10 protein-coding genes are annotated in these 13,108 nt (G+C 41.9%); 7 read left to right on the top strand and 3 right to left on the bottom strand.

The annotated features are described in order from the left end of the window. Positions 1 to 19 precede the first annotated feature (19 nt). From P3L47_RS08795 to P3L47_RS08785, 3 genes are all read left to right on the top strand, one after another. On the top strand, positions 20 to 1,225 hold the full coding sequence (locus P3L47_RS08795; protein WP_277783363.1) for a 6-bladed beta-propeller: 1,206 nt from the start codon (positions 20 to 22) through the stop codon (positions 1,223 to 1,225). A 5-nt stretch (positions 1,226 to 1,230) separates the two neighbouring features. Continuing rightward, complete coding sequence (locus tag P3L47_RS08790) at positions 1,231 to 2,544, top strand: DUF4933 domain-containing protein (RefSeq protein WP_277783362.1); 1,314 nt, start codon at positions 1,231 to 1,233, stop codon at positions 2,542 to 2,544. Between the two features lie 134 nt (positions 2,545 to 2,678). Further along, positions 2,679 to 3,995, top strand: coding sequence for a DUF4933 domain-containing protein (locus P3L47_RS08785; RefSeq protein WP_277783361.1), 1,317 nt, complete (start codon positions 2,679 to 2,681; stop codon positions 3,993 to 3,995). Positions 3,996 to 4,036: 41 nt separating this feature from the next. On the opposite strand, the gene P3L47_RS08780 is transcribed toward P3L47_RS08785, so the two are convergent. Beyond that, a complete protein-coding gene (locus P3L47_RS08780; RefSeq protein WP_122363275.1) occupies positions 4,037 to 4,855 on the bottom strand; it encodes a response regulator in 819 nt (272 codons plus the stop codon). Positions 4,856 to 5,058: 203 nt separating this feature from the next. Between P3L47_RS08780 and P3L47_RS08775 the strand changes: the two genes are divergently transcribed. Then, a complete protein-coding gene (locus P3L47_RS08775; protein ID WP_277783360.1) occupies positions 5,059 to 7,458 on the top strand; it encodes an ABC transporter permease in 2,400 nt (799 codons plus the stop codon). Positions 7,459 to 7,477: 19 nt separating this feature from the next. Then, positions 7,478 to 9,886: an ABC transporter permease gene (locus tag P3L47_RS08770; RefSeq protein ID WP_277783359.1), complete on the top strand. Its 2,409-nt coding sequence runs from the start codon at positions 7,478 to 7,480 to the stop codon at positions 9,884 to 9,886. Here P3L47_RS08770 and P3L47_RS08765 read toward each other — a convergent pair. Together P3L47_RS08765 and fsa are read right to left on the bottom strand one after the other, a co-directional pair. Beyond that, positions 9,838 to 9,969 (bottom strand): hypothetical protein, encoded by a 132-nt coding sequence (locus tag P3L47_RS08765; protein ID WP_277783358.1) that lies wholly within the window; start codon positions 9,967 to 9,969, stop codon positions 9,838 to 9,840. The two genes, P3L47_RS08770 and P3L47_RS08765, sit on opposite strands and share 49 nt — an antisense overlap. Before the next feature lie 144 nt (positions 9,970 to 10,113). After that, positions 10,114 to 10,770 carry a fructose-6-phosphate aldolase gene (gene fsa, locus P3L47_RS08760; RefSeq protein WP_122363197.1) on the bottom strand — a complete coding sequence of 219 codons (657 nt, stop codon included), beginning with the start codon at positions 10,768 to 10,770 and terminating at the stop codon, positions 10,114 to 10,116. A gap of 419 nt (positions 10,771 to 11,189) precedes the next feature. On the opposite strand from fsa, the gene P3L47_RS08755 reads away from it, so the two are divergent. Both P3L47_RS08755 and P3L47_RS08750 read left to right on the top strand, forming a co-directional pair. Continuing rightward, positions 11,190 to 11,711 (top strand): RNA polymerase sigma-70 factor, encoded by a 522-nt coding sequence (locus P3L47_RS08755; RefSeq protein ID WP_277783357.1) that lies wholly within the window; start codon positions 11,190 to 11,192, stop codon positions 11,709 to 11,711. Positions 11,712 to 11,764: 53 nt separating this feature from the next. Continuing rightward, positions 11,765 to 12,937 (top strand): FecR family protein, encoded by a 1,173-nt coding sequence (locus P3L47_RS08750; RefSeq protein WP_277783356.1) that lies wholly within the window; start codon positions 11,765 to 11,767, stop codon positions 12,935 to 12,937. The last annotated feature ends 171 nt before the right edge of the window (positions 12,938 to 13,108 follow it).

The raw sequence follows: 13,108 nt of genomic DNA, 5'->3' as shown, positions 1-13,108 counted from the left end.
CATTCAAAAAAACAACATTATGGAGAAGTTTGGAAATCTTATTATCGGTTCACTTTGTCTGTTATTAGCCGGATCCTGTCAAAACAGTAATCACACGTCATTCAGCAACGGACTGGATAATTCGCCTGTTGTCGGTACCTTTGTACAAGTCGGAGACGATCAGGTTCTTTCATGCGATCAGAAATTATTGACAGATTCCATACGCTTACCTCTCAGTTTCCTGACAGAGAAGGCAGAAATCATTCATCTGGACAATCGTGATGAAGCATTGGTCAGCGACAGTCGTCTGCTTATTTCCGATAATTACATACTGATATGGAATAAGAAACAGAACCCGTTCAAACTCTTCGACCGGAAAGGCAAATTCCTTACTACAATCGGAGCTTACGGACAAGGTCCCAATGAATATCTGAATGTATATGATGCCCAGCTGGATGAAAAGAACAACCGTATCTACATCCTACCCTGGCAAAGTGCTCAGATATTGGTTTATGACCTGGAAGGTACCCCTTTACCTCCCATCCCTCTTTGCCTGAGAGCACCGAAAGGAACCTTTCACGTGAATACGCAGGAATCTACCGTTGCCGTTGTCTTACTCCCTTTCCCTGGAACACCGGCTGTAGCCTGGACACAGGATTTTCAGGGCAACAGAATCAATTTTATAGAGCCCGGACATCTCCAGGCACCACAGGATTACAGCAATGAAGTGACCACATACAATAATATAGACGGTATTTTCGATGTCAATATCCTTTGCATCATCCCTACACGTGAAGACAGTCTGTACCACTACGATTTCCAAAACAACCGTTTACGCCCCTGCTTCACCCTGAATTTCCATGAGGATCCTATCCCCTGGCATGGTTATGTTGAGCTTCCCAATCATTATATGGGAGATGCCTCTTACCCGGTGCAAGAATCAGCCAACAATTTTGTTTCTTCGCCTCCCAGATATTACCTTGTTGATAAAAAGACCGGAAAAGGAGCTTTCTTCCGTTTGTATAACGACTTTTTGGGTGATATAGAAGTAGACTGGCCCATCTATTCTTTCTGTAACGGTTACTTTTACAAAAACATGGAACCGGCAAATCTGAAAAACATGCTGGAAAAAGCATTAAAATCCAACCGGTTGACGGAAGAGAAGAAACAAGAGCTGACTGTATTGGCAGAATCCCTTCATGAGAACGATAATAACATTGTCATATTGGCAAAATTAAAACATTGATACAAATGAAAAACATCTCATACGGTCTATTCTTCATTTTGTTGATTCTCATCTCCGGTTGTAAACAAAAGGGTGAGGATAATAGCTCTTCGTCTGCAGAAAAGAGTTCGCATCAGCCGACCGGTCCTCAATATACAGCCAACTACGACCGGACAAAACCGACTGAGACAATAGATGTCGAATCAACGATATCGACATCTTCTGAAGTGCGATTAAGCGAAGTGGCTTCCTCTATTGAATATTTCCAGGTTGGTGACGATAAATATCCGGTAACCGATGTGGTTGCCGTCGACGGAGGTTTCATCGCACTGAACAAGCCGAAGTTGTATCTTTACCGACAAGGAAAGAAACGGAAACGGGTAGGGTTAAAGACAAAATACAGCGATTGGAAAGATTCTAATTCCCCCGGGAATAGCCTGTTTTACGACAAAACAACAACCAAGCTATACGTACAATTAAAAAAACTGAATCCGGAAACCGGGTATTCAGACAAGTTCATTGTAGAGCTACCTCCTCTGGACAGCGTGTTAGCCAGGACACATTATTTATATGCGGATTCATTACCCAACCGTTATTTCCTGCAAAACTGGGGAGAAATATTCACGCCGGAAATGTATATCCGAAGGTTCAATTATCCGGGAACCGGTTTCGATTACGGGGTAACCACATTCAATCTTAAAAATGATACTCTTTGTCATTTTTACGCGGGAATCGACTCAATCGGGACAATCAAGGATGATAACTTTTATAACTTTACAGGGCTTTACAGCACATCCTATTTATATGATAACAAGCCGACTTTTTCCGCTACCTATTGCGACACAGTCTACCGTCTGTCGGATCACCGGATGATTACTCCGGTCTATAATATCCATTTAGGGAAATACAAAGCATCAGCCAACTATGTTATCAATAAAGGAGATAAACGAAACAAAGCATGGATAAACGAACTGAGAGAGAACCCGAAAGGCGTATTCCTGAAAGTTCACCGGGAGGGTAAAAGTAATAAATCCGGCTGGCTGGATAATAAAGACAAAGAAAACCGGGATTTCCCATCCGAAGATTATCTGATGGTTTATCTGAAAAATAAACGTCAGACCAAAGCATTACCGTTGACAAGCCAGGGTATAACAAACGATTTGGACGACGGCCTGCCTTTTTGGCCCGACGGACAGACAGACGAGTACATGTACATGATCCGGTCTGCTAAAGACTTGAAACAACAGGTCAAACTGACGGGCTCCCCTAAACAGAACACATTAAAGAATTTCCTCAGTGATCTACCGGACAATCAGAACGTGATGATAGTAGTAAAATAGTAATAATTTAGCATAAGCTTCTTTATTCCCCTCTATTACTATTTTTTCGTAAATATATGATTATTTCGTATTCGAATGATTGCTTTAGAAATAAATAATATATACTTTTGAAGCGATCAATAATAAACGATACCATGAAAAAGCATCTTATCCTCCTCAGTCTCTGCCTGGCATGCATCAACCTGCTATGCTGTTGCAAAGACAACAGTGAGAAAAAACTCCGTCCGGTTACACCGCCTAAATATGAAGGGAAAGTCGACTACTCCGTTGCTCCGATCAGCATAGACCTGGAGGAAGCGATCAATAAGGATAAAGAGCCCCTGAAATTGAGTCAGATTGCTTCTGAAATCGAATATTACATTGTCGGTGACGGAAATTACACGATTACACAAGCTATTGCCATACCGGACAGTAATGCATTCCTCACGTTCAACAATCCTCGCCTTTACTACCGGAAAAAGGGAAAGCCGAGCAAACGCTACGGATTTAAAGCCCTGGCATACAAATGGAACAATGACATGAACGGACATAACCTGTTTTATGATAAGAAAACATCCCGCATGTATTGTGCAATGAGTGGTAAAGATATTGAAACCCGTGGAACCGACAAACCTTATCATCCGCAGATTGTCGAACTGCCTCCACTGGATACGATGCTGACTATCAACAGATACGTTTTTCCGGAAACGATAGAAAAGAAATATACCATCAACTTGCAGAACGACAAGCTGCTGGGCTTCTCTTCCTCCGGATATATGTTAAGCCATTATGAAGCATCGAGCGGTCTCCCAAACTGTCTGTTGACTTTCAGCCTGGAAGGGGAAACACTCGGTAAATTCAAGTTGAAGGAGCCTTCCTCCCTTCCAAGAACGGAAACAGACAATATCCCATTCTTCCAGACCTCCTACTGGAATGAAGCGCAGGACAAGATGACTTTCATGATCCCTTTTTGTGATACGGTCTATCAGTTAAGTGATCCGCAGACAGTTGTCCCGTTATACGATATTCATTTTGGAGAAGCCGGCGTTCTGTCAGACTATGCGGCAGAAACAGGTGTAAAAGACGGGAAAATGTGGTTACGCACATTATATGAAAATCCTAAAGGGTTGTTTATGGGTGTATATCAGAAAAAAGGGCCGAAGTTGGTCAACTGGCTAGGCTGGGAATATGAATATAAACCGACACTGAGCTATCAGGCTGTTTATCTGAAAGAAGAGGGTAAAACGTTTGTACTTCCGCGCAGAGGCCAAGGTTTTGTCGACGACCTGAACGAAGGACTTACTTTTTGGCCGGACGGACAAACGGACGATTGCCTCTATATGATCCGCACCTTGACGGAAATGCGCATGAATGTGGTCCGGACCGGTTCTCCCAAACAACAAAAACTACTGGAGTTACTTGATAACCCTAGAATACAGGAAAATCAGTATGTAATGATTGTCGTAAGGTAATAACAGGCAAAGTTTTGCCATTACAGTGAAAAACCGTCCGGTCAATAAGATAGATTGTACTTCCTCATCTTGTTGTAAAGTGTTTGCCGGCTTATATTCAATTGTTGTGCGCAAAGGGTGAGGTTTCCTTTCTTATCAGCCAGCACTTCACTGATAAACTGCTTCTCCATCTCCTCCAATGTGACCGGATGGGAAGCCGTGACAGACGGATCTTCCAGATAGAAATCATCACTATCCAGCAAAGAAGCATTCGAAAGAAGTACGGCTCGTTCTATGGTTTGCTGCAAGAGAGACAGATCGCCACTGAGGATGACAGCTGATAATTTTCGCAACGCATCGGGAGTGATAGCGGGGAAAGGCTTGGCATATGCCGTTGCATATTTTCGCAAAAGGGAATTGACAAGCAAAGTAACGACGGAATCAGTTTCTTCCGAGAGAAATTCGGATTCCTTTCGAGAGGGATTTTGTTTTCTCTCGGAACGAACTTTCCAGGCAGCAACCAAAGTGGAGAGTAGTTTATCATTATCCCAGGGTTTCACGATAAAATCCGTCGCCCCTTTTTTCAGTGAAGCGACAGCCAGTTCGATATCACCGAAAGCAGTGATCAAGACGACTTCAGGCGGTTCAGGACGCTCACGAATACGGTCCAACCAGAACAACCCTTCTCCTCCACTCTGCTTTCCTGTCCCGAAGTTCATATCCAGTAACACCACATCGACATCATTATCCCGTAGCAAGGCCGGCAATAAAGTCGGCACAGAAGCACAGACAACCGTCTTAAACTCACGCGAAAGAATTACCCGCAACGTTTTAAGCACAGCCTCATTATCGTCTACTACTATAATCTTACCGTTTATCATACCGACAAAGATACATTTAACCTTCAAATATGTAAAAGTTACCGGATAATACTTTTGCCGGCTACGATCCATTGTCAAATATTTAGACAATTTTACCGTGAACTCTGATTATTTCCGTTTATTCCTTGCACCGCAAAAAGAAAGGGAATAGATTTGAAATGCCATTCTGAAAGGAACAGCATGAAATACACAATATAAAATCTATGAAAGCAGTCGCATTAAAACTTGTATTTCGCAGTTGGTGGCGGAATAAGACATTCTCCATCATTTCTATTGCCAGCCTGGCGATAGGCATTGCCTGTACGAACCTGTTAACCGTCTTTACCATTCACGAATACGGCATAGAAAACGGGAATCCCAATAAAGAACGTATCTGGATGCTTAACCAGGATTCGCCGATGGCATCCGGAGAAAAGGTACAGTATGCCGACAAATCTATCCCGCCCATGCTTAAAGAAAAGTACACGGAAGTAGAAAGCATCCTGCAAATGGCAGCAGAATCACCTAAATATATTTCTATCGATCATGTCAAGTATGCACCAATTCACCTTCTATCCGTAGATTCATCCCTACCGGATTTTTTCTCTTACAAAGTGTTGAACGGAAACCTGAAAGAGGCATTAACGCAACCGAATAAGTTAGCCCTCACGGAACAGACAGCCCGAAAACTTTTCGGGAAAACCAATCCGATCGGTAAAATCATTTATTTCAATCTTCCGGATAAAGCCACTAGTACAGAAAGCAGTACAAACAATGAATATGCTTATCAGGTGGCAGCCGTCATAGCCGATAGGGAACAGTCTTTTCTGAATGTGGAAGCTATCACTAAACTATCCGATTCTTTTTATGGTGGCCCCTGTTTGTTACTCATGAACAAAGCCATCGATAGGAAAACTTTTGAAGCCCAATTAAAGAAAGATAAAATTCCTACTTTACAAGGAGATATAGGGAACTATTATCTGCAAACTTTACAGGAAAGCTATTTCCAAACTTCAGAACAACAGACACTACGTTTCATCAATTACCGACAGCCGACATTACTCTATGTGGGGTTAATTTCTGCCATCCTGATCCTATTGATCGCCTGTTTCAATTATATCAATCTCAACTTCTCCCGCCTGCTTCAACAAGTGCGAATGATTCATACGCAAAAACTGATGGGTGCCAGCCGGCAGGAGATCAACCGGCAGCTTTTCCTGGATACGTTCCTGACAGTCATCATTGCCTTCTTTTGTTCCTTACTGATTACACATGACTTGTTGCCGGTATTTAACTCGATAGTGAACAGCCGGTTACACACTTCTTTCTTTTTTAACTGGCAGACATTACCCGTTATTTGCGGCTTTATCCTATTATTGTCCATCGTACCAGCAGCTTATATGGGACGGAAAATATCCGGATTATCCGGTGCAGGCTACCGTGAGTTTTTTACCGGAAATAAGAAAAGAAAGATCGTGACTTCTTTATCCATAGTACAATACGTTATCTCTATCGGACTTATCATCGCTACATTGGCGGTAAACGACCAGCTCCATTTTATCCGCCAGGGAGGCGATAACTACAAGAACCTGATTGAGATAGGCGACTGGATGGAAGACGGTTCGTACATACGTCCTTTTGCCCGCGAGCTGAAAAAACATCCGGAAATAGCCCAGGCATCGATTGCCGGAGGTTCTATCCTAAACAGCTGGATACAACAGGTTGTCCTTACCGATGAAAACGGCAACGAAAAATACACCTCGCAAATCAACTATTTCGGTGAATCCGATTTTCTGGATGCATTGCAACTGAAATTGAAAAGAGGACTTCCTCCCGACAAGGCGGTAGAGAAATATGCACGTCCGGTCTATGTCAACGAAAAATTTGTAGAGCTATTGGTCGCAAAAGGCGAAGACCCCATCGGTAAACCGTTAAATTCCATCGACAAAGATCTCAACAAAAGCTATACCGATACTGACAACCTGCCGGTCTCCACCATTGCCGGTATTGTCGATAATCTATACACCAATACACTCGAACAGGAAGTGAACCCGTTCACCATCCAGATCAACAACAGTCCGGACAATGCCTTCAATTATATCTACATACGCCTCAACGGAAATCAGGAAAAGGCTCTCGCCACCGTACGGGAAGTATGGAACAAGGTAAATCCGGGCCAATATTTCACCTACCGGGATGTGTACAGGACTTTCCTGCAACGGAACGAGAAAACAACCGAACTCTCCCGGCTATTGTTGATGTATTCCGTTATCAGTATCTTTCTGACTTGCTTCGGTCTGTTCGGAATGGCACTCTATGCAACCGAACAGCGCACCAAAGAGATCGGCGTACGGAAAGTGAACGGAGCGACCAGCCCGCAGATCATGCTGTTGCTCAACCGTCAGTTTATCACCTGGATAGGTTCCGCTTTCATCATTGCCATCCCTATCACCTGGTTGCTCTTGAACCGTTGGCTGGAAAATTTTGTCTACCGTACGGATATAAGTCTCGGCATCTATCTGATAAGCGGGCTTTTTGTCCTGTTCATCACACTTCTTACTGTCAGCTGGCACAGTTACAAAGCGGCCTCGGCCAATCCGGTGAAAGTATTAAGAAGTGAATAAACTAAATATCAATCAGAATATGAAAGCAGTTGCATTTAAACTCGTCCTGCGAAGCTGGTGGCGAAACAAGGCCTTCTCCATCATTTCCATCATCAGCCTGGCAATCGGCATTGCCTGTACGAATATGCTGGCTGCTTTTGTCATCCATGAATACAACCTGGAAGCGGATAATCCGAACCGCAGTCATATCTACATGATGGACCAGGACTCTCCCTTGCAACCGGGCGAACGGGTTTGTTTCACTGTCGGCAGCATTCCTGTCGAGATAAAGGAGAAATATCCGGAAGTAATCGACTATCTGCGATTGAATAATATCGGAATGGATTATATAAAGGTAGACAACAACCATTTCGACCCTATCACAATTGTGACAACAGATTCGTCTTTTCCCCATTTCTTCCTTTATAAAGTAGTAACAGGAGATTTGAACGAAGCGCTGACACAACCGAACAAGATTGCGCTGACAGAAGCCTGTGCCAAAAAATACTTTGGCAGCAAGAACCCAATCGGCCAAATAATCACCACAGGCCATAACAGCACGACCACTGTACGCAAAGAAGACGGCACCATTGAAACGGAAACCAACGAAACGAGCTATCAGATTGCAGCCGTCCTCCAATCGCACGACCAGTCTTACCTCAAATTCGAGGCATTAACCGGAAACGGAGGTACAACCAACGGCGGATTATGCCTCCTGATGACCGACCGCCCCATTGACACAGACAAGTTTGCCGAACAGATAAATAAAGACGGACTGCATACGTTTGTCCCAGATGGGAAATACCAGTTTTATACCTTACAGGAAAGCTATTTCCGAAAATACACGCAGGAGGGTTTCACATTCCTCAACAGCCGCCAGAAGACATTGCTTTATGTGGGAATGATTTCAGCCGTTTTAATCCTGCTGATCGCCTGCTTCAATTATATCAATCTCAATTTCTCCCGCCTATTGCAACAGGTGCGAATGATTCATACCGAGAAACTGATGGGTGCGACGAAAAAGGATATCAACCAACAGCTATTCCTCGATACATTCCTGACTGTTATTACGGCCTTCCTCTTATCTCTGTTGATTACGCACGACTTAACTCCGGTATTCAACTCTATCGTCTCCGGAAATATACATACCTCCTTCTTCTTCAACAAGCAGGCTTTTCCGGTTATCATCCTGTTTATCCTCCTCTTATCCATGATTCCGTCCATTTATATAAGCCGGAAGATAAGTAAGTTGTCTGCCTCCGGCTACCGTGAGTTTTTCACTGGAAATAAAAGAAGAAGGATTGTAACCGCTCTTTCCATCGCTCAATATACCGTTTCCATCGGATTGATTATTGCGACATTTACAGTAAACAGCCAGCTTCGTTTTACACAAAAAGGCGGAGAAGGTTATCGCGACTTGATAGAGGTAGGCAACTGGGGAACAGACAATTCCTACTTACCGGCATTTGTGCACGAAATCAAAAAGTTACCCGGAGTAGAAAATGTTACACTCAGCGGCGGTCCTTTACTAAATATGGGACTTACTACCGTGAATGTCAAGAATCCCGACGGCAGCGAAAGCATTTATATGAAAGCGCAGTATATGGGAGGACGTGACTTTCTGAAAACATTCAAAATCAATCTTATAGAGGGAATAGAGCCGGATAGGGCACTCGTACAATACCAAACTCCGGTTTACATTACCCGAAAATATGCAGACCTTCAGGTTCCTCCCGGAGAAAACCCGGTTGGTCAGCTACTAAGCAAATACGACAAGGATAATGAACAATATGGAAGGAGCAGTGATTCTCCCCAACCGGTTATTGCCGGCATTACCGAAAATATATTTGCCAATTCGCTTGAAGAAGATGTTTTCCCCAGCATCATTTACATTGGCCAGGACGACGACAAAAGATATTCTTTTGCAGAAATCAAGGTAGGGAAAGACCGCCAACAGACCATAGCTGCCATCGGAAAGATATGGGAAGAGATGAATCCGGGACAACACTTCACTTACCAGGATGTATTCAAGGAGTTTATGCAACGCAACAGCCGAACAACCGAACTGGCGGAATTAATGATTATGTATTCGCTGATCAGTATCTTCCTGACTTGTTTCGGCCTGTTCGGTATGGCTCTATACGCCACGGAACAACGCAGGAAAGAAATTGGCATACGGAAAGTGAACGGAGCCAGTACGCTAAAGGTCATGTATCTGTTAAACAAACAGTTTGTTGGCTGGATCGGAATAGCTTTCGTTATAGCCGTTCCTATTAGCTGGCTTTTTCTTAATCGCTGGCTGGAAAACTTTGTATATCATACCGATATATCGGTCTTCCATTTTCTATTGAGTGGGATTATCGTCCTATTCATCACGTTATTGACCGTCAGTTGGCATACCTACAAGGCTGCCTCCGGCAATCCGGTGGATTCGCTGAAAGCGGAGTAAGTACTGATGCGTACGAAATAAATTCCGGCACGCAGGTCGATGTTCTGATCACCGGCTACGCGCAGCCCACGCCGCAAATCCACAACAATCTAATTGTAAACAACTTACGCAACACCACCAATCAGAGTGCCTAAATCTCGTTTTAAACGAGCTAAAATTCATTTTAAACGAAGCTAAAGTCCGTTTTAAACGAGTTTTTAGGGAATATTGAAAAAACATCCTCCCTATTATCCGTTCACTTTCTTATAATCAGCCAGGAAAGTAGCCAGACCGCTATCGGTAAGCGGGTGTTTCAACAAACCTTTGATTGCTGACAACGGGCAGGTTGCTACATCGGCTCCTGCCTCGATACACTGGATAATATGCTGTGTACTACGGATGGAAGCAGCAAGAACCTGAGTTTCGTATGCATAATATGAAAACATGTCGACAATACCTTTCACCAGTTCGATACCGTCACTCGATATATCATCCAAACGTCCTACGAACGGTGAAACATAAGTAGCTCCGGCCTTTGCAGCCAAAAGAGCCTGCCCACGGGAAAAGACCAATGTACAATTAGTGCGGATTCCCTCGTCGGAAAAATGTTTGATCGCCTTGATCCCTGCTTCTATGCAAGGTACTTTCACCACAATATGCGGATTCAAAGCTGCAAGTTCTTTGCCTTCTTTGATCATCCCTTCAAAATCGGTCGATATCACTTCAGCGCTCACATCCCCATCCACGATCTCGCAGATCTTCAGATAATGTGCCCGCTGGTTTTCTACCCCCTTTATCCCCTCTTTAGCCATCAGGGACGGATTGGTCGTCACACCATCCAATACACCCAAATCATTCGCTTCCCGAATCTGATCCAGGTTCGCCGTGTCAATAAAAAATTTCATATCTTATGTCTTTTTAATGTCTCTATTAGAATAACATATCCTCTATGATATAGTTTATTTTCAGGCAGTTTATTTGTCAATAAAAAAGGAGTATACTCGTATTCACTGCAGATATAAAAGACACTTTCATGCAAATCTATTTGCATTAGTCCTATAAGAACTCATGTTTTTTTTATAAATACATAACTATTGATAATCAGTTATATATCCGGATATCAGGAAAGATTATTCCAAATATAATCTCATGTTTACATACATAGTTTAACGTAACAAATGGAATATAATGGTATTATTTCATCTCATTTAACCTATTATTTCAAAAATAGACTATATTTGCATTTGCTGAGCTGTAGTTCTTATAGAACTAATATAAAAACAAATATATTCAATAACTATTATCCGGGAACAAATAACCTCCTATGTTAAAATCGGACGAACAGATTTTCGAAAAATTATTCCGGGAATATTATTCTCACTTGTGTAATTACGCAGGCAAATATATTATTGATTCTCAGATACGGGAAGATATTGTTCAGACATTTTTCATCTCCATTTGGGAAAAAAGGAATCTATCCGTCACCGTTGAAACATTCCTGCCGTACGCCTACCGTTCGATAAAAAACAGTTGTATCAATTATTACAAAGCTGAAATCGTTAAAGAGGACTTTTTGGCTACTCTAACAGAAGAGTGGAAAGAACAATTCAGTGAAGAAGATGATTTCATCTATCAAAAAGAAGTACAGCAGGCTTTGCTGAAACTGCCAGACAAATGCCGTGAGATATTTCTACTGAAATGCGTCACTGGTTTGCGATATAAAGAAATTGCAGAAGTTTCGAACATATCGATAAATACGGTTAAATATCATATAGGAGAAGCTTTCCGGATCATGCGCGAAGAGTTGAAACACCTGTCATTTTTATTTTTTCTGATTTTTTTCTGATTTTACCTACCCATTTTTTCTTTCCCGATTGTAAATATATAAAAAGGAAGAAAATGACATCTGAAAAAATATATCAAATAATTCTATCGTCCCTGGCTGATGAGGCCACGGAAGAAGAACGCCGTATCTTCACAGATTGGCTGAATGCCTCTGATGAAAATAAAGCAGAATATGAAAAAATAAAACACTTATACAAAAGATGTTCTTATACTCCAAAAGAAAAAATATTCAATACAGATCAAGCCTGGCAACAAGTCCGGACACAAACGATCAATAAAAAGAAAGTATTTAATATCCCTGTATTGATCCGCTATGCAGCAATGGTTGCAGTTGTTGTATCAATCGGTTTGCTGTTTTTTACCAATCATCCCCAGACACCAGCCATCAGCGAAGTAAATATGGAAGAATTCGACCAACCGACCCTACTTTTAGAAAATGGAGAAAAAATAGCTCTAACGGAAGAATCATTCTCGATGGAAGAAAAACATGTAGTGATTAAAAACGATGCTAAAAACGAACTGGTCTACGAATCGCAGAAGGATACAGGGATAATTACTACAAAAAATAATCATTTGGTTATTCCAAAAGGGAAAACATATCAGTTATTGTTGGCAGACGGCACTCGCATATGGTTAAATTCCGAAACTGAACTAACTTACCCAGTGCGATTTTCTGGTGACAAAAGAGAAGTGACTCTCATCGGAGAAGCTTATTTTCACGTTGCTCCCAACAAAGAAAAACCATTTATCGTACATGCAAATGGAATGGATGTAAGAGTACTGGGTACCTCTTTCAACGTATCCTGCTATTCGTCCGACAACACTTTTACGACAACTCTGATAGAAGGTTCCGTCGCTGTAAAAACTGATAAAAATAAAACAGAAACAATCACTCCGTCTGAACAATTCACATACGATAAAAGAAATGCACAGACTTCTACTCAAATAGTAAATACAGAGCTTTTTACATCATGGATGAACGGAGAATATATATTTAAAGATACAACATTGGAAGAAATTGTCAGAAAGCTCCAGCGTTGGTATGACTTTTCCGTCCGGTATGAAGATGAAAGTCTGAAAAACAACCGTTACTCGCTTACTGCTGATAGAAATACGAATCTTGACCAATTACTGGAAGTGATCAGCTATACTTCTACGGTCAAACTTGAGAGAATAGGCCACATTATTAACATTAAAAGGATAAAGGAGGAAGAGAAAATGAAGTAATAGTACCATGAAAATCAACAGAGGCAGTATGGATCAGATACTACCTCCGCAACAGATCAAAAAACAAAAATCATTTTTAGTTGTAACCTGTTAATTACAAATTTATGGAAAAAAAAGCATCGGAAGACATTTGTCTGGCACAAAAAGTCTTAAAACGATCATTGTTTATTA

Origin of the sequence: Parabacteroides chongii (assembly GCF_029581355.1) — a bacterium.
Lineage (GTDB): Bacteria > Bacteroidota > Bacteroidia > Bacteroidales > Tannerellaceae > Parabacteroides > Parabacteroides chongii.
This window is presented reverse-complemented; position numbering and strand designations above follow the sequence as displayed.

Excerpts from the sequence above, each read along its gene's own strand:
- P3L47_RS08795 (WP_277783363.1), top strand. The coding sequence starts at position 20 with ATGGAGAAGTTTGGAAATCTTATTATCGGTTCACTTTGTCTGTTATTA.
- P3L47_RS08790 (WP_277783362.1), top strand. The coding sequence starts at position 1,231 with ATGAAAAACATCTCATACGGTCTATTCTTCATTTTGTTGATTCTCATC.
- P3L47_RS08785 (WP_277783361.1), top strand. The coding sequence starts at position 2,679 with ATGAAAAAGCATCTTATCCTCCTCAGTCTCTGCCTGGCATGCATCAAC.
- P3L47_RS08780 (WP_122363275.1), bottom strand. The coding sequence starts at position 4,855 with ATGATAAACGGTAAGATTATAGTAGTAGACGATAATGAGGCTGTGCTT.
- P3L47_RS08775 (WP_277783360.1), top strand. The coding sequence starts at position 5,059 with ATGAAAGCAGTCGCATTAAAACTTGTATTTCGCAGTTGGTGGCGGAAT.
- P3L47_RS08770 (WP_277783359.1), top strand. The coding sequence starts at position 7,478 with ATGAAAGCAGTTGCATTTAAACTCGTCCTGCGAAGCTGGTGGCGAAAC.
- fsa (WP_122363197.1), bottom strand. The coding sequence starts at position 10,770 with ATGAAATTTTTTATTGACACGGCGAACCTGGATCAGATTCGGGAAGCG.
- P3L47_RS08755 (WP_277783357.1), top strand. The coding sequence starts at position 11,190 with ATGTTAAAATCGGACGAACAGATTTTCGAAAAATTATTCCGGGAATAT.
- P3L47_RS08750 (WP_277783356.1), top strand. The coding sequence starts at position 11,765 with ATGACATCTGAAAAAATATATCAAATAATTCTATCGTCCCTGGCTGAT.